The sequence below is a fragment of the Mycobacterium sp. NGS45 genome (genome assembly GCF_059812645.1).
Window position 1 is genome coordinate 127680 of the sequence record NZ_JCALDB010000001.1, and the last position, 16659, is coordinate 144338.

At 68.7% G+C, this 16659-nt stretch carries 18 protein-coding genes; 10 read left to right on the top strand and 8 right to left on the bottom strand.

The genetic code is table 11. The features are described 5' to 3' along the window. Positions 1-14: 14 nt before the first annotated feature. Together AC5Y3P_RS00555 and AC5Y3P_RS00560 are read right to left on the bottom strand one after the other, a co-directional pair. Positions 15-635, bottom strand: coding sequence for a cysteine hydrolase family protein (locus AC5Y3P_RS00555; protein WP_500043938.1), 621 nt, complete (start codon positions 633-635; stop codon positions 15-17). Continuing rightward, entirely contained in the window at positions 632-1663 is a 1032-nt protein-coding gene (locus tag AC5Y3P_RS00560) for an aromatic ring-hydroxylating oxygenase subunit alpha (RefSeq protein WP_500043939.1), read from the bottom strand. Before AC5Y3P_RS00560 ends, AC5Y3P_RS00555 begins: the two co-directional genes overlap by 4 nt. Before the next feature lie 80 nt (positions 1664-1743). On the opposite strand from AC5Y3P_RS00560, the gene AC5Y3P_RS00565 reads away from it, so the two are divergent. The 5 genes from AC5Y3P_RS00565 to AC5Y3P_RS00585 all read left to right on the top strand — a co-directional run bounded on the left by AC5Y3P_RS00565 (position 1744) and on the right by AC5Y3P_RS00585 (position 5853). Then, positions 1744-2199 (top strand): nuclear transport factor 2 family protein, encoded by a 456-nt coding sequence (locus AC5Y3P_RS00565; RefSeq protein WP_500043940.1) that lies wholly within the window; start codon positions 1744-1746, stop codon positions 2197-2199. 4 nt (positions 2200-2203) lie between these two features. Next, on the top strand, positions 2204-3310 hold the full coding sequence (locus tag AC5Y3P_RS00570) for an alpha/beta hydrolase family protein (protein ID WP_500043941.1): 1107 nt from the start codon (positions 2204-2206) through the stop codon (positions 3308-3310). 76 nt (positions 3311-3386) lie between these two features. Beyond that, positions 3387-4436 carry a phosphotransferase gene (locus AC5Y3P_RS00575; protein WP_500043942.1) on the top strand — a complete coding sequence of 350 codons (1050 nt, stop codon included), beginning with the start codon at positions 3387-3389 and terminating at the stop codon, positions 4434-4436. Further along, entirely contained in the window at positions 4433-4810 is a 378-nt protein-coding gene (locus AC5Y3P_RS00580) for an ester cyclase (RefSeq protein WP_500043943.1), read from the top strand. Before AC5Y3P_RS00575 ends, AC5Y3P_RS00580 begins: the two co-directional genes overlap by 4 nt. Continuing rightward, on the top strand, positions 4807-5853 hold the full coding sequence (locus tag AC5Y3P_RS00585) for a TIGR03857 family LLM class F420-dependent oxidoreductase (protein ID WP_500043944.1): 1047 nt from the start codon (positions 4807-4809) through the stop codon (positions 5851-5853). Before AC5Y3P_RS00580 ends, AC5Y3P_RS00585 begins: the two co-directional genes overlap by 4 nt. Here AC5Y3P_RS00585 and AC5Y3P_RS00590 read toward each other — a convergent pair. From AC5Y3P_RS00590 to AC5Y3P_RS00605, 4 genes are read right to left on the bottom strand one after another with little or no spacing between them, the layout of a single operon-like run. After that, the gene (locus AC5Y3P_RS00590) at positions 5846-6649 is read right to left on the bottom strand and encodes an SDR family NAD(P)-dependent oxidoreductase (RefSeq protein ID WP_500043945.1); all 804 of its coding nucleotides are present in this window, start codon (positions 6647-6649) and stop codon (positions 5846-5848) included. The two genes, AC5Y3P_RS00585 and AC5Y3P_RS00590, sit on opposite strands and share 8 nt — an antisense overlap. 41 nt (positions 6650-6690) lie before the next feature. Beyond that, positions 6691-7572 carry a hypothetical protein gene (locus tag AC5Y3P_RS00595; protein ID WP_500043946.1) on the bottom strand — a complete coding sequence of 294 codons (882 nt, stop codon included), beginning with the start codon at positions 7570-7572 and terminating at the stop codon, positions 6691-6693. Between the two features lie 27 nt (positions 7573-7599). After that, positions 7600-7995 (bottom strand): lipocalin-like domain-containing protein, encoded by a 396-nt coding sequence (locus AC5Y3P_RS00600; protein WP_500043947.1) that lies wholly within the window; start codon positions 7993-7995, stop codon positions 7600-7602. A 24-nt stretch (positions 7996-8019) separates the two neighbouring features. Then, positions 8020-9522, bottom strand: a complete 1503-nt coding sequence (locus tag AC5Y3P_RS00605; RefSeq protein ID WP_500043948.1) for an acyl-CoA carboxylase subunit beta — start codon at positions 9520-9522, stop codon at positions 8020-8022. Between the two features lie 83 nt (positions 9523-9605). Between AC5Y3P_RS00605 and AC5Y3P_RS00610 the strand changes: the two genes are divergently transcribed. From AC5Y3P_RS00610 to AC5Y3P_RS00620, 3 genes are all read left to right on the top strand, one after another. Then, a complete protein-coding gene (locus AC5Y3P_RS00610; RefSeq protein ID WP_500043949.1) occupies positions 9606-10628 on the top strand; it encodes an LLM class F420-dependent oxidoreductase in 1023 nt (340 codons plus the stop codon). 54 nt (positions 10629-10682) lie between these two features. Further along, positions 10683-11546, top strand: coding sequence for an SDR family oxidoreductase (locus AC5Y3P_RS00615; protein WP_500043950.1), 864 nt, complete (start codon positions 10683-10685; stop codon positions 11544-11546). A gap of 108 nt (positions 11547-11654) precedes the next feature. After that, positions 11655-12890 (top strand): cytochrome P450, encoded by a 1236-nt coding sequence (locus AC5Y3P_RS00620; protein ID WP_500043951.1) that lies wholly within the window; start codon positions 11655-11657, stop codon positions 12888-12890. Positions 12891-12910: 20 nt separating this feature from the next. Here AC5Y3P_RS00620 and AC5Y3P_RS00625 read toward each other — a convergent pair whose 3' ends face one another. Next, on the bottom strand, positions 12911-13819 hold the full coding sequence (locus tag AC5Y3P_RS00625) for an alpha/beta hydrolase (RefSeq protein WP_500043952.1): 909 nt from the start codon (positions 13817-13819) through the stop codon (positions 12911-12913). A gap of 66 nt (positions 13820-13885) precedes the next feature. Here AC5Y3P_RS00625 and AC5Y3P_RS00630 point away from each other — a divergent pair, with 66 nt between their 5' ends. Together AC5Y3P_RS00630 and purB are read left to right on the top strand one after the other, a co-directional pair. Continuing rightward, complete coding sequence (locus AC5Y3P_RS00630; protein ID WP_500043953.1) at positions 13886-14506, top strand: TetR/AcrR family transcriptional regulator; 621 nt, start codon at positions 13886-13888, stop codon at positions 14504-14506. A 49-nt stretch (positions 14507-14555) separates the two neighbouring features. After that, positions 14556-15974 (top strand): adenylosuccinate lyase, encoded by a 1419-nt coding sequence (gene purB, locus AC5Y3P_RS00635; protein ID WP_500043954.1) that lies wholly within the window; start codon positions 14556-14558, stop codon positions 15972-15974. Positions 15975-16029: 55 nt separating this feature from the next. Here purB and AC5Y3P_RS00640 read toward each other — a convergent pair whose 3' ends face one another. Next, the gene (locus tag AC5Y3P_RS00640) at positions 16030-16641 is read right to left on the bottom strand and encodes a hypothetical protein (protein WP_500043955.1); all 612 of its coding nucleotides are present in this window, start codon (positions 16639-16641) and stop codon (positions 16030-16032) included. Between the last annotated feature and the right edge of the window lie 18 nt (positions 16642-16659).

Genomic DNA, 16659 nt, shown 5'->3' on the forward strand with positions numbered 1-16659 from the left:
TGCGGATTCGGTGACTATACCGACTGCCAACTGGCGATCAGCTGATCGGTGGTGGTGACGGTCGACAGCAGCGCCAGGGTGTTGTCGATGACCGCGGCGCCGTACTCGGCGGGCACCCCGGCCACCGCGTCACGCGGCAGTACCACCCGGTAGCCGGCGTTGACGGCGTCCATCACCAGGTTGGGGATCGCGACGTTGAGCGAAACCCCGACCGCGACGATGGTGCGCACGCCCAGATTGCGCAGGATCGGATCCAGGTCGGTACCGCCCATCGGGCCCAGTCCGTGCCAGCGCCGCAGCACCAGGTCGGCTGCCTCGGGTCCGAACTCGTCGAGCAGCGTTGCGCCTTCGCTGCCGGGTGTGATGTCCACACCGGCGCGGCCGATGTCGAACAGCTTGGCGTTGTGGTTGGAGCCGCGACCGTCGGTACGTCGCTGCACCAGGCAGTGCAGCACTGCGACGCCGGCAGCCCGGGCGACCGGCAGCATCCGGGCGATGTTGGGTAACGCCTCCCGGCGCGCCTCGTCTGCCAGCGCCGCCAGCCCGGCGCGTGGGCCGACGACAGCGCCCTGCAGTTCCTGGGTGACGATCGCCGTGTGCCCGGGTGCGACCAGTTCGGCGAGATCCGGCCTCATGCCGAGGTCATGGACTGCGCGGGCCGGGGCGCGTCGGCCGGCGGGACGTCGTAGAACTGGGTGGCCCATTTTCGAAGGGCCATATAGTGCTTCGCGTCGACCTTGGCCAGCGGTGGGCGTTCGATGTAGATCTGGTGGTCCCAGATGTCGACGTCCTCCCACACGGTCTTGAGGAACTGGCGTTCCACCTTGGTTCGAACCTCCGGCGGCGGCACATCGGAGGTTTCGCCGTCCAGCTTGGGCCACCAGATCGAATAGAACATGTCCGACACCTCGTCGTCGACCGGGGTGCAGGCGAAGATCAGCCGATGGTTGGACGACCCCTCGAACGCGCTCATGGCGAAGCCCAGCCCGGAATAGTGGCTGTGGATCTTGAGCGCCATCTTGTCCGGGGCGGTGCTGCGCGCATCCGGCCAACCGGTCACGAAGCGCCATTCCTCGCCCACGCCTTCCCAATCCAGGCACACCGGGGTCACGGTGGCACCGTGCACGTAGCGGAAGTGTGAGCTGTCCGGGGCATTCTCGGCGACGATCTGCGGATGCACGTGGATGCCGTCGGCGCGGCTGGAGAACTCCGGGTAGGGCCGGTAGTAGGCGTTCGGATCGGTGTTGAACTGCGGGAACTTCAAGAAGATGTCCGGTAGCTCCCACTGCGGCGGTATGCCCTCGGGTTGGTACCACATGAAGATGCAGCCGTGCTGCTCGGCGACCGGGTAGCTGCGCAGCCGCAGACCGCGGTTGGGGCGGTCGGGCTGATAGGGAATGTAGGTGTTGGCGCCGTCCGGTCCCCAGCGCCAGCCGTGGAACGGGCATTCGACGCAGTCGCCCACCACCTTGCCGCCGTGGCCGATGTGCGCACCCAGATGCTTGCAGTGCGCCTCCAGCACGTGCAGTTGGCCGTTGTCGTCGCGGTAGGCGGCCAGGTCCTCGCCGAAGTACTTCAGCGCCTTGACGTCGCCAACTTCATATTCGGCCGACCAGCCGATCATGAACCAGCCCGTTACCTTCCAGGTGAACGGTACCTTCATTCTTGCACCCCGCTTCCCGCAAAGACATGTACGGAATAGATTACAGTTGAGGTTTCGGGGATGTCGACGGAGGTGCATGGATGACCGACCCGCTGGCTGCGGCCGCTGCGGAACTCGAGGCGATTCGCGTGCTGAAGGCGCGGTACTGCCGCTACCTCGACACCCGCGACATCGATGCCTGGCGCGGGCTGTTTCGCCCCGACGTCGTGGTGACGTTGGATATGGCGGTGTCCACCGGCGGTGCCGACCCGCAGACCGCACCGCCGCTGGAAGGTCTGGACGCCTTCCTGCCGGTGGTGCTCGGCGGCATCGGTGACGCGGCGACCATGCACCACTGCCACACCCCGGAGATCGAACTCGGCGGCGACGGCACCGCGCGCGGGATCTGGGCCATGGAGGATCTGCTGGTCTTCCCCGACGGCCGGCAACTGCACGGCGCCGGGCACTACCACGAGACGTATCTGAAGACCGACGGCCGCTGGCAGATCACGTCGCTGCACCTGACCCGCACCATGCTGCGGTTCACCCCGGCCTGAGCGCATGGACCTGCGAGCCCGAGTCGGGCAGATCGCCCGCGAAGTCGGCGGCGTAGTGCCCAGGTCGGTCGACCACCTCACCCAGGCCGGCGGCTGGAACGCCCGCTCGGTCGGCGGGCTGCGTCAGCTCGGGGAGGTGGCGCTGGATGAACTCGCGGTCACCCTGATGACGCTGGGCGCTGCGCCGCCCAGCATCCACTCTGCGGTGCAGGACTACCAGGGGGTCGCCGCCGAACTGGTCGAGCTCGGGTTTCCCGGCGCCTACCGGGAGCCAAACCCACTGCAGGTGCGCCAGATTCGCCGCAAGCTGGCGGGCCAGTTCAGTTTCGAGCAGCTCACCTACGACCACGATCCGCAGCTTCCGGACAGCCTGCGGGCGCTGGGCGGGCCGTCGCGGGCGGTGTGCAATCTGGTGCGGCATCCGGGCGGTCGTCGTCGACCGTGGTTGGTGTGGGTACACGGGGCCGGCCAAGGCGGGCTATCGGACTTTCCGGTGGCCCGGGTGGGCCGCATCCACCGCAAGCTCGGCTTCAACGTGGCGTTGCCGATCCAGCCCGGGCACGGCCCGCGGCGCGGTTGGTGGCCCAGCTACCCGGACACCGATCCGCTCTCCAACGTCGCCGGCATGATGCGCACGGTCTCGGAGGTACGGGCGGTGATTCGTTGGCTCGAGCCGCAGGCGACGGTGATTGCACTGTCCGGCTTGTCGCTGGGCAGCGGCGTGGCCGCGCTGGTGTCCAGCATGGAACCGGCCGCCGCGGCGGTGGCGCTGTACACCCCGATCCGCGGTCTGAACGCCATGATCGCCAACCATCTGCATCGCTGGGGTGGTAGCGCCGACGAGGTGTCCGTGCTGCTGAGCTCCCCGGCGGTGACCGAGCTGACCAAGGTGATCGACCCGCTGCAGACCGTGCCGATGGCACCGCCGCACCGCCGGCTCATCGTGGGGGCTTGGCACGACCAAATGGCGCTTCGGGCACCGGCTTTGGAGATGCACGAGAAGTGGGGTGGGCAGCTGCACTGGCATGACGGCAGCCACGTCGGGCATCTGTTCTCCCGTCGGGTGCAGGCCGTGACCGAACAGTTCCTGCGGGTCGCGTCCGGCGACTGAGCCGACCGGACGCCCTTGCCTATCAATCAGTGAGCAACTAACTTATTTGTTCAGCGTCAAATCCTGGAGGTCGCCTGTGAGCCCCCATTCGGTGACCATCCCGTCGACGATCGACGACGTGACCCCGGAATGGCTCAGTGGCGCACTGGCAGGCACCGTGGATTCGGTGCGGGCCGAACGCATCGCCGAGGACAGCGGCTTCTCATCGCTGCTCTACCGGGCGCACTTGCGCGGCGACGCCGACCTGCCATCGTCGGTGATCGTGAAACTGCCCGGCACCCCGGAAGCGCGCGGCGCGATGGAAACCCTCGGCGGCTACCGGCGCGAACTGGAGTTCTACCGCCGCGTCGCCGGGCAGGCGCCGCTCGGCGTGCCGGAGGTCTACGCGGCCCAGATCGCGGAATCCGGAGCAGATTTCGTCCTGGTCATCGAGGATCTGGCGGGCTGGGACAACGCCGATCATCTGGCTGGGCTGACCTTGGACCAGACCCGGCAGTGCATCGGCGCGCTGGCCGGGCTGCACGCCTGGTCGCTGCGCTCGGCGGACCTGATCGCCGCGGGAGATTTTCCCAGCTTCGGCGCCCCGGGCATCCGGGACCTGTTGGTGCCGGTGTTCGCGCCGGCCTGGCCGGTGTACCTGCAGCACACGACGATGACGGTGCCGACCGCGGTGGCGCGGTTCGCCGAACGGTTCGCCGACCACGCGCCGCAGGCGCTGGATGCGTTGAGCCGCCGACACATGTTGCTGCACGGTGACATTCGCGCCGACAATCTGTTCTTCCGGGGCGAAGCGTTGAAGGTGGTGGACTTCCAGTTCGCCGGGCTGGGGGCCGGCGCGGCGGACATCGCCTACCTGGTCAGCCAGGGACTGCCCACCGAGGTGCGCCGTGGTCACGACGAGGCGCTGCTGCGCGAGTATCTGCAGCACCTCGACGTCGCCGACTACGGCTTCGACGAAGCCTGGCGGGACTACCGGATGGCCACGGCGTATCTGATGGTGCTGCCGGTGATCACCATGCTGGGCTGGGACACGTTGCCGGAACGTTCTCGACGGCTGGTGGTGACGCTGACCGACCGGGCCGTGGCGGCCATCGACGACATTGACGCGGTGGCGGTCTTCGGATGACGAAACGGACGGCGCGCGAGGTGGTCGAGGCCTACAACCTCGTGGTGTGGAACCAGCGTGACTTCGCGTTGGCCGATGAACTGATGGGCGAGAAGGTCATCCGGCACGAAGTGGGTGAAGCCACGGTGCTCAGCCACGACCAGGCAGTGCAACGCATCGTGGACCACTGGGAGATGTTCGACGAGTTGCGTTTCGAGCTCAACCTGGTGGTCGCCGGCGATGACGGCGAGCACGTGGCGATCGTCTACCAGTCGCCGATGCGACTCAAGGACGGCACGAGTGTGGAGGTCGGCAGCATGGAGATATTCCGGGTAGTCGACGGCCGGATCACCGAAGTGTGGAACTGTGGACACAAACTGGGAGTGTGGAAGTGACTGATCGCGTGCTCGACGAACTGGGCTACTACCTGCTGGCCGGCGCCGGCGGAGAAGGACCGGCCACCCTGGTCGAGGAGGCCCGGCACGGCGAGGAAATGGGCTTCGGCACCGCCTTCATCTCCGAACGCTGGAACGTCAAGGAAGCCTCCTCGCTCACCGGTGCCGCGTGCGCGGTGACCTCCCGGATGCAGATCGCGACCGCGGCCACCAACCACAACACCCGCCATCCGCTGATCACCGGATCGTGGGCCACCACCATGCACCGGCTCGCCGGGGGCCGGTTCACGCTCGGCATCGGGCGCGGCATCGCCGCGATGTATTCGGCGTTCGGCATCCCCGCGGTGACCACGGCCCAGATGGCGGATTTCGCCCAGGTGATGCGCCGACTCTGGCAGGGCGAACTGATCTTCAACCACGACGGCCCGATCGGTCAGTACCCGGTGCTGTTCCTGGACCCGGACTTCCGCGAAGACATCCGGCTGGCGATCGTGGCGTTCGGCCCGGAGACGCTGAAGCTGGGTGGGCGGCTGTTCGACGACGTCATCCTGCACACCTACTTCACCCCCGAGACCCTGACCCGCTGCGTGGCCACGGTCAAGCAGGCTGCCGAGGAAGCCGGGCGGGATCCGGCCGCGGTCAAGGTGTGGTCCTGCTTCGCCACGGTGGGCGATCACCTGCCCGAGGAACTGCGGCTGAAGAAGACCGTGGCGCGCCTTGCCACCTACCTGCAGGGCTACGGTGACCTGCTGGTGCGCACCAACGGCTGGGATCCGGCTGTGCTGGAACGGTTTCGGGCTGATTCGGTGGTCACCTCGATCCCCGGTGGAATCGACCACAAGGCCAGCGCCGACCAGATCGAACACATCGCGACGCTGCTACCCGACGAGTGGCTGGAGCCGGCCGCCACCGGCAGCCCGCAGCAGTGCGCGCAGCGGGTACGTCAGGAATTCGACTACGGCGCCGACGCCGTGATCATGCACGGCGCCACCCCGGCCGAACTCGAGCCGGTGGTCAGCGCCTACCGCGCCGAGATCAGATGAAGTCCGAGCCACCGTCGACGTTGACGGTGGCGCCGGTGACGTAACCATTGCGCCGGGACGCCAGATAGGTGGTCACCGACGCGATTTCCTCCGGCAGACCGGCGCGGCCCAGATCGCACGGGTGACCGAAACTCTGCTCCACCCAGCGCATCACATCGTGCGGGTCGGCGGAGTCGAAGCCGTCGGCGGCCAGCACGTCCTTGAGGTTCTCGGTGAAGCTGGCGGTCACGATGGTGCCCGGGCACACACAGTTGACCAGGATCCCGTCCGGTCCCAGGCTCTTGGACAGGTTCTTGGTCAGGCTCGACAGCGCCGACTTGGCGGCGGTGTAGGCCACCAGTCGCGGGCTCTGCCGTTGGATCGAGTGCGCGGACAGGGTGACGATGCGCGCCCACGGCGCCGAGCGCAGCATCGGCAGCGCGGCCCGCACGCTGCGTACCGCCGACATGGTGCCGAGGTTGAAGGCGGCCTGCCAGTCGTCGTCATCGAGTTCCTCGAAGTTGCCGGCAGCGGGTCCGACGGTGTGCACCAGGACGTTGAGGGTGTCGAAGGCTTCGGCAACGGCCGCGAACCCGGCGCTGATCGAGGCCGGATCGGACATGTCCACGCTCAGCGGGATCACCTGCGGTGCACCGGCTTCGGAGACCCGTCGGGCAGCGGCGTCCAGATCGGACTGGTTGCGGGCCATGATCGCGACCGAGGCGCCCTCGGAGCCCAGTGCTTCGGCGATGGCCAAACCCATGCCCTTGCTGCCGCCGGTGACGACGGCGGTGGCGCCGGTCAATCCCAGATCCATGGTTGTTGTCCTCCAAGTTGTTTCGGGCTGTGCCGCGGTTGTTACGGTAGCGCGGCCGGCGGCGGGGTCTGGGCGTCGGACACGGTGAACTGGTAGGACCCGGTGGTGATCAGCCGGTCGGCGTTGCCCTCGTCGAACAGTCGCACCCGCGCCAGCACCTGATCGCCGGCACCCCCGAAGGCCTCGGCTTCGGCGCGGAACGGCCCGACCTTGCCGCGCGCCAGGAACATCACGTGCGAGCTCACGCCCTGCAGTCGAGGGCTACCGACCCGGGCTGCGGCCGCGTCCAGTGCTGCGGTCTCCAGGATCACGAACTGGGGTCCGATGTGCAGGGCGGCGTCGGGGGAGGCCACCTCAACCGACAATTCCGGTAGCCCCCAAACGCTTTGGCCGCGCCGGTGGCCGCCGAAGACCTGCCACAGCGGCGGCAGGTCCGGCGAGTCGACCACCTCGATCGGCTGCACGGCCATCTTCTGCAGACCCTCTGGCGGTGTCCCGAGGCTGATGCCTTGGCCTTCGGTGACCGCCAGAACCCGTTCCGGGCGCTCGGCGTCGACGAGCACCGAGCGGCTGTAGCCCAATTGCCGTCCGCGCTTGAGGGTTTCGCCGATCACCTCGAATCGGGTGACGTCGAGGCCTGGATCGAGGACCTGGCAGCTGTGCACCACCGGATTGGGCACGTCCTCGAGGTCGGTCATACCGCCGCCTTCCGGAGAGGCGATGCCCAGCACGGCGAGCAGCAGACCGCCGGCCTCGTTGCGCATATCGTGGCGCACGGTCACGGTGTCGTCGGTTGGCCCGAGGTCCATCTGCGCATAGCTGCGGCCGATGTAGCGGTAGCTGAGCAGACCACCCCACCGCGCGCGCAGTTCGGCGGCATAGCGTTCCGGGTCATCGGCGAGTTCACGAATATCCTGCGGCATAGCGGATTCGGCCTTCCTGTCAGCGTTTCATCGGATCTCGCGCTGCCATACCAGGCGAGCATGCGTGGTCAGCCCGGCCGAATCGCGGGTGGTCGCCGACAAGGTCAACACATCACCATCGAGCCGGACCTCGCGTACCTGCGGGCTGAGCAGCAGTTCGGGCATGGTCGACATGATGACGTCGTGCCGGACCGTGCCGGCCTGCTCGTCGACCTGGAATCGTCCGCCGTAAGCGATGTAGCCGTTGGGTCCGGTGTCATCCTGCGGTGCCAGCTGGGCCGACATCCAGCCGTCGTGGGTGTACAAGATCAGCCCGCGCGGGTGTTCGCCGAGCGGTTGGCGCAGTTGGCCACCGGCGTCGTCGCGCGCATCGAAGCAGGACAGCCGCCAACCGCCGAGGATCTGGTCACGCAAACTCGTCATGTTCGGCTGGCTACCTTCTGATCGTCACGGCAGGATCGCGGTCCGGTGAACCGGTTGGGCTGCTTGCTGTCTGGCGTGCAGGCCGCGGCGCAGCGCCGCCAGCAGCGCGTCGCGGGTTTCGCGCGGGTCGATCAGTTCATCGAATCCGAAGTTGTCCGCGGAGTTGAACGACGCCTGCAACTCGGCCTCGCGTAGTTCATCGGCCAGGTCGCCATCGGCCTTGGCGGCGCGGCTGAGCGCTGCGGCACTCATCGCCCCCAGCGTGGCGCCGGGATAGCCGAAGGTCGCAGTCTGGCCGTCGAACCCGAGCAGCGACATCACCATCGACCCGAAGCCGTAGGCCTTGCGCAGTGTGAGGTGGATCTTGACGGTGCTGGCCACGGTCTGCGCGGTGAACATCCGCGCACCACTGCGCAGGATGCCTTGGCTTTCCGAGCGGCTACCGGGAAGCATCCCGGGATTGTCGGCCAGGAAGAGCAGCGGCAGGTGGAAGGAGTCGGCGACCTGGATGAAGTGCGCGGCCTTGTCGGCGGCATCGCAGTCGATCGCCCCGGCCATCACTTTCGGTTGATTGGCCAGCACCGCAACCGGGTGACCGCCCAGATGCGCCAGCGCGCAGATGATTCCGCGGCCGAAGTCGGCTTGCACCTCGAACCAGTCGGAGTCGTCGAATACCACGTCGAGCACCTGGCGCATGTCGTAGCCGCGGCGGCTGTCCCGGGGCACGATGTCGAGCAGTTCGGGGGTGGGCCGCCCCGAGATGTCCGCGCCGCTTCGCTGCGGTGGGTAGGACCACGCGCTGGACGGGAAGTAGGACAGGTAGCGCCGGATCTGCCCCAGCACGGCGGCGTCGTCGGCGGCCACGTTGTGCACCACGCCGCTGGCCACCGCCACCGCCGGGCCGCCGAGTTCCTCCTTGGAGATGTCTTCCCCGGTGGACTCCTTCACCACCGGGGGGCCCGCGGTGAAGATCGCGCCGTGGCTGCTCATGATCCGGAAGTCGCACACGGGCGCGACCAGGGCGCCGTGGCCGGCCGACGGGCCCAGGATGGCCGCGACCGTTGGCACCAGGCCCGAGCAGCGGGCCTGCGCGATCAGGTCGGTGGGAGAGCGCCCGCCGTGCTTACCGGGCCGAAAGCCCGCGCCTTCGAGCAGCATGATCATCGGAATCTTGTCCCGCACAGCCAGTTCGGCGATGCGGTAGCGCTTGGCATTGGAACCCGAGCCGATGGTGCCGGCCAGGGTGGTGAAGTCCTCGGCACCCACCAGCACCGGACGGCCGTCGACCTCGCCCGAACCCACCACGATGCCGTCGGCGGCGGCTTGGCCGCCCACCAGCGTGCCGAGTTCCCGGAAGGTGCCCGGGTCGAGCAGCGCGTCGATCCGGTCGCGGGCGTTCAGCTTGCCGCTCGCGCCGTGCGTGGCCAGCCGCTGTGGGCCGCCCATCGCATACGACCGCGCCCGGCGCTGTTCCAGGTCGGCCAGGGTGGGCGCCCAAGCCGCGGCCGGCGGGCGTGCGTCGGTCATCGCCTCTCCTCGCTGCGTGGACCGGTCGATGGTACCGCCCGGCGCGTTGACCGTACCGAATTACTTACTGTAGCGTTCCCAGCATGGTCGGGAAGCTCAAGATCGACCGCGGAATCCCCAGCCAACTCGACCGGGTCCCAGCGGTAGCCCGCGCGCACGAGCAGGCCGGGTACCACGGCTGTTGGACCGGTGAGATCAACCATGATCCGTTCCTGCCGTTGCTGTTGGCAGCCGAGCACACCACCTCGATCGAGGTGGGCACCAGCATCGCGGTGGCCTTCGCGCGCAGCCCGATGACGGTGGCCAACCTGGGCTGGGACCTGCAGGCCTATTCCGGCGGCCGGTTCATCCTGGGGCTCGGGACCCAGATCAAGCCGCACATCGAGCGGCGCTTCTCGATGCCGTGGAGTCACCCGGTGCGGCGGATGGCCGAGTACGTCGAGGCGCTACGGGCGATCTGGCGATGTTGGAGCACCGGCGAGCGGCTCGACTTCGAGGGCGAGTTCTACCGCCACACGCTGATGACCCCGATGTTCACCCCGGAGCCGGTGCAGGTCGCCGCGCCGAAGGTGTTCATCGCCGCGGTCGGCGAGGCGATGACCGAGATGACCGGTCGGGTCGGCGACGGTCTACTTGCGCACGCCTTCACCACCCGCCGCTATCTCGACGAGGTCACCCTCCCGGCGGTGCAGCGCGGCCTGCAGGCAAGTGGCCGCGGCCGCGAGGACTTCCAGGTTTCCAGCCCGGTGTTCGTCGTGACCGGCCGCGACGAAGGTGAGATCGCGACGGCGGCAACGGCTTTCCGCAAGCAGATCGCGTTCTATGCGTCCACCCCGGCCTACCGCCGGGTGCTGGAGCTGCACGGCTGGGGCGAGCTGCAACCTGAGCTACGCCGGCTTTCGATCGAGGGCGGCTGGGACGCGATGGCGGACTTGATCGACGACGAGATGCTGGCTGCGTTCGCCGTCGTCGCACCGATCGATCGGGTCGCCGCGGTGCTCGGCGAGCGCTGCGCCGGTGTGATCGACCGGGTGCTGCCCGGCTTCCCGGCCGGCACCCCCGAACCCGTGATCGCCGAGGTGCTCGACCAGGTCAGGACCCGATGATCGAAGTGGTTGGCAGCAACGAACCCGGCTTCGAGTGGCGGAGAGGACACGTCGATGGATCGGATAACCGGTAAGACCGTCGCGATCACCGGGGCGGCCCGCGGAATCGGATTCGCCACCGCCGAGGCGCTGCTGCGACGAGGTGCTCAGGTGGTCATCGGCGACCGCGACGTACCGCTGCTCGCGCCTGCCGTGCAGCGACTGTCGGCGCTGGGGAAGGTGAGCGGACATCCGTTGGATGTCACCGATCCGGCATCCTTTGCAGACTTCCTGGATGCGGTCCGCGCCGACGGCGACGGTCGGGTCGACGTACTGGTCAACAACGCCGGCGTGATGCCGGTCGGGCACTACCTGGAGCAGAGCGAGGATGCCACCCGCACCGCGATCGAGGTCAACTTCTGCGGTGTGCTCACCGGGTGTCGGCTGGTGCTGCCCGAGATGGCGCAGCGGGGCAGCGGGCACATCGTCAACATCGCCTCGCTGGCCGGTGCGGTGCCGGTGCCGGGCCAAGTGGTCTATGCCGGAACCAAATTCGCGGTGGTGGGACTGTCCGGCGCGCTGGCCGACGAGTTCGCCGGGCGCGGCGTGCAGGTCAGCGTGGTGCTGCCGCCGTTCACCACCACCGAGTTGATCGCCGGCACCAAGACCCCGCTCGGTAGCAAGCCGGTGGCTCCCGCGGTGATCGCGCGCGCGGTGGTCAAGACCCTGGACCGCCCGCGCACGCACGTCACGGTGCCTGCCGGAATGCGTTTCGCCGCGCCGTTGATCTCGATGCTGGGCCCGCGGGGCCGGCGGTGGCTGCACGCCAGGATGGGTTCGGACCGGTCGTTCCTGGAATTCGACACCGCAGCCCGGGCGGCCTATCAGCAGCGTGCCGAGTCCGCGACCGGGCTGGTCGGCGGCGTGGATCAGGGCTGATCAGGACATGACGAGGGCCCGTCGAGGCCGTACTGAGGTAATTACCGGAAGTGATACTGTGCGTCTACAAAGTGAACGGCGTCACAGCGCGGGAGACAGGTGGGATCAATGAGTAATCCGACAATCGAGTCGCCGGCTGCGGTGCTCGCCGACCCCAAGGCCTATGCCGATGAGGCCCGGCTGCACGAGGCCTTGACCCGGTGTCGGGCCACCGAGCCGGTGTCCTGGGTCGAGGTCGAGGATTACGCGCCGTTCTGGGCGATCACCAAGCACGCCGACATCCTCGACGTCGAACGTGACAACGAGCTGTTCACCAACTCGCCCCGGCCGGTGTTGACCACCCGGGAGGGCGATGCCCAGCAAGCGGCCATGGGCGTCAAGACCCTGATCCACCTCGACGATCCGCAACACCGCGTGGTGCGCGCCATCGGTTCGGATTGGTTCCGGCCGAAGGCCATGCGCGCGATGAAGGTTCGGGTCGACGAACTGGCCAACCGGTACGTCGACCAGATGGCGGCGGTGGGCCCGGAGTGCGACTTCGTCTCCGAGGTCGCGGTGAATTTCCCGCTGTACGTGATCATGTCGCTGCTGGGTCTGCCCGAGTCCGACTTCCCGCGCATGCTCAAGTACACCCAGGAACTGTTCGGCAGCGACGACGAGGAGTTCCAGCGCGGTGTGTCGATGGAGGAGCGCGGCGCCGCGCTGTTCGACATGTTCAACTACTTCAACGAGGTCACCGCATCCCGGCGCGCCAACCCGACCGAGGACATGGCCTCGGCGATCGCCAACGCCACGATCAACGGCGAACCACTGTCCGACATCGAGACGGTGTCCTATTACCTGATCGTCGCGACCGCCGGGCATGACACCACCAGTGCCACCATCTCCGGCGGGCTGCAGGCGCTGATCGAGAACCCCGATCAGCTACGCCGACTGCAGGACGACATGAGCCTGATGCCGTTGGCCGTCGAGGAGATGGTCCGCTGGGTCACCCCGGTCAAGGAGTTCATGCGAACGGCGCAGCGCGACACCGAAGTACGCGGCCAGAAGATCGCGGCCGGCGAAGCGGTGCTGCTGTCCTACCCGTCCGGGAACCGCGACGAAGACGTCTTCGACGACCCGTTCCGCTTCGACGTCGCACGAGATCCCAACCGGCACGTCGCCTTTGGCTACGGCGTGCACTTCTGCATGGGAGCGGCGCTGGCGCGGATGGAGATCAACAGCTTCTTCTCGGCACTGCTGCCGCGGCTGAAGTCGATCGAACTCGCCGGGCCGCCCGAACACATGGCGACGGTGTTCGTCGGCGGACTCAAGCACCTGCCGATCCGCTATCAGCTGGGCTGATCCCGCGGCTCGGATCGAGTTCAGGCGGTCAGCAGCGGGGCGATCCAGTCCAACTCGGCCGACAGTTGCGAACTCCAGAATGCGCCGTCGTGGCCGCCGGGGGAGAACCCGCCGGCCGGCGGCGTGGACAGCTGGGCGATGAACTCCCGGGTGGCCCCGGCAAACGGGTCGGACTCGCCGCAGTCGATGCGGATCGGAATCGATTCCAGCGCAGCCAAACCGAACACCGAGTTGGCGGCGAAGTCGTCGGGGCCGTCGAACGCGCCCGGCGCGGTCGCACCGGAGGACAGCCACAGTGCCGGGCTGACCGCGGCGATCGCGGCAGTGCGCGCCGGACCCAGTCGCGCACCGAGCAACAACGCGCCGTAGCCGCCCATCGACCAGCCCAGGAATGCCACCCGCGAGGTGTCCAGGCCCTGCTCGTCGAGCAGCGGCAGCAGTTCGTCGAGCACCATCGCGCCGGAATCCTCACCGGAGGCGCGGCGGTGCCAGTAGCTGCCGCCGCCGTCGACCGACACCACCGCGAACGGCGGTAACCCGGCCGCCACGGCCTGCGCCAAACCCTGCTCGACGCCACCGGCCATCACCGAGGCGGCGTCCCCGCCCTTGCCGTGCAGCGCGATCACCGGTCGCAGCGACGCGGTCTGCCCCGGCGGGCGCGCGATCGCCCAATTGGTCGACACCCCGCGCGCGGCCGAATCGAACGCGCCGGTGACCATGGTCGGGGCCGTCCGCGGCGCCGGATCCAGCGGGACGGGCGGCGCCAGCGGGGTGCCGACCCCGGTCATCGAGATCTGCGGGCCCGCCCCGCTCGGTTTGCCCGACAGCGTCGCGTCCAGCGCCCAGGCACCCGCGCCGGCCGCGGCCGCGCTCAGCCCCAGACGCAGCGCGGAACGGCGAGAAACTCGGGCGCGGTGCCGGGCAGACATGGCCGACATTTTGCCAGCGGCCCGGGTTTGCCGAAAACGCCCGCTTTGACCAGCACAAATGGCAGCATGCTATTCGTGACTGCAGCGGTCACCCGGAAGGGCGAAAGGCGGCGGTGTGCGTTGGTCAGCGCCGCCGCTGATCTGCTGTGCGAAGGCGGGTTCGACGCCGTGCGGCATCGCGCGGTGGCTCGCCGGGCCGGTCTGCCGTTGGCGTCGACCACCTACTACTTTGCCTCGCTGGACGAACTGATCGCCGCGGCGGTCGAGTACATCGGGATGCGGGAGGCGGCCCAGCTGACCAGCCGGGTCGCCGGATTGTCCCGGCGCCGGCGCGGCGCCGAGGCCACCGCGGACCTGCTGGTCGGTCTGCTGGTCGACGACGAACCCGGCTCGACCGGGCTGATCTCGCGCTACGAGCGCTACATCGCGTGCGCCCGGCAACCCGGCTTGCGTGACATCCAACGCCGGATGCTGCAACAACGCACCGAGGCGGTGCGGGACGTGGTGGAACGCTCGGGCCGCACCGGCCGGGTGGAGATGGTCTCGGCGTTGGTGTGCGCGGTCGACGGCGCGGTGGTGTCGGCCCTGGTCGACGAATCGGCCGACCCCCGGGTGGCCGCGCGCGCCACCCTGGTCGACGTCATCGACGTCCTAGCGCCCTATGAGCGGAGTGCGGCACCGGTGTGAGCTCCGGCGGACTCGGCCGACGGCGTCGGTCGCCGTAAGCTGTGTGTCCGTGAGCATCCCGAACGTCCTGGCCACGCGCTACGCCAGCCCCGAGATGGTGGCCATCTGGTCCCCGGAAGCCAAGATCATCGCCGAGCGCCGGCTGTGGCTGGCGGTGCTGCGCGCGCAGGCCGAGTTGGGCATCCCGGTTCCCGACGGTGTGGTCGACGACTACGAACGCGTGCTCGACGACGTCGACCTGGCGTCCATCGCCGCGCGCGAACGGGTCACCCGCCACGACGTCAAGGCGCGCATCGAAGAGTTCAACGCACTGGCCGGCCACGAGCACGTGCACAAGGGCATGACCAGCCGCGACCTCACCGAGAACGTCGAACAACTGCAGATCCGCCGGTCACTCGAGCTGGTGTTCGAGCACGGCGTGGCGGTGGCCGCGCGGCTGGCCGACCGGGCCGTCGCGCATCGCGATCTGGTGATGGCCGGCCGCTCACACAACGTCGCCGCCCAGGCCACCACGTTGGGTAAGCGGTTCGCGTCGGCCGCCCAGGAGATGCTGGTGGCGCTGCACCGGATCCGCGAGCTGCTGGACCGCTACCCGCTGCGCGGCATCAAGGGCCCGATGGGTACCGCGCAGGACATGCTGGATCTGTTCGACGGCGACGCCGGCCGGCTCGGGGAGCTGGAGTCCCGGGTCGCCGAGTTCCTCGGCTTCTCCTCGGTGCTGTCCAGCGTCGGCCAGGTCTATCCGCGGTCGCTGGACCACGATGTGCTCTCCGCGCTGGTCCAGCTCGGTGCCGGGCCGTCGTCGTTCGCGCACACGGTGCGTCTGATGGCCGGCCACGAACTGGTCACCGAGGGTTTCGCACCGGGCCAGGTGGGCTCCTCGGCGATGCCGCACAAGATGAACACCCGCTCCTGTGAACGCGTCAACGGTCTGCAGGTGGTGCTGCGCGGGTACGCCGCGATGGCCGCCGAATTGGCCGGCGCGCAGTGGAACGAGGGCGACGTGTTCTGCTCGGTGGTGCGCCGGGTCGCGCTGCCGGACGCGTTCTTCGCCCTCGACGGGCAGACCGAGACGTTTTTGACCGTGCTCGACGAGTTCGGCGCCTACCCGGCGGTGATCCAGCGCGAACTGGACCGCTACCTGCCGTTCCTGGCCACCACCCGGATCCTGATCGCCGCTGTGCGTGCCGGTGTGGGTCGCGAAACCGCGCACGAGGTGATCAAGGAACATGCCGTCGCCGTCGCGCTGGCGATGCGCGAACAGGGACGCGAACCCGACCTGCTGGACCGGTTGGCCGCCGACGCGCGACTGCCGTTGGACCGCGCCGCGCTGGATGCCGCGCTGGCCGACAAGGCCGCGTTCACCGGGGCGGCCGGAGATCAGGTCGACGAAGTGGTGCGCGCGGTCGAAGAGCTGGTGGCCCGCCATCCCGAGGCGGCCAAGTACGCACCCGGCGCCATCCTGTAGCCCGCGATTTCGGTGCGCGCAGGGGCGCTGAACACCCGTAAACGCACCGAAATCGCTAGCGGCGCAGGCCCGCCGAGCGGAGTTCCAGGCGGGCCAGGCCACGGATCGCGATCGGGTCTTCGCGGCGCCACGCGCCGACCGGGTCGACGCTGACCCCGACCAGCTTGCGCAGCGGACGGTTGGCCAGCGCGCGCAGCGCCAACAGTTGCTCACCGGCCGGGGTGGCGGCCAACGTCAGGGTGGTCCACTTGCGCCGGACGAACCGCAGCCGCAGATACAGCCACGGCATCCCGACCAACACGATCGGGGTGGCCGCGACCGCAAACGCCAGCACCCAGGCCAGCCAGCCGGCGGTGTCGGACAGACTCTGGCCGGCGTCGGCCAGATCCACCGCGGCGGTGCTGGCCGCGGTCAACGGTTTGGCCAGCTGATCACCCACCAGCCACACGCCGTCGACGCTGTCACCGGCCGTCCGCAGGTTCTCCGAGATGCCCTGGGCGCCGCTCTGCACGCCGCGGCCGACCGCGCCGATCGCCGCGACCGCGTCGTACACGGCCATGCCGACCACCACCCAGAGCACCGTCCAGGCGATCACCAGGAGATCGGACGAGATCTGCAGCAGCCACCGGTGCGGACGAGTGGCGTACGGGACGAACCGCGAAGTCATGCGTCGATCCCAGCATGC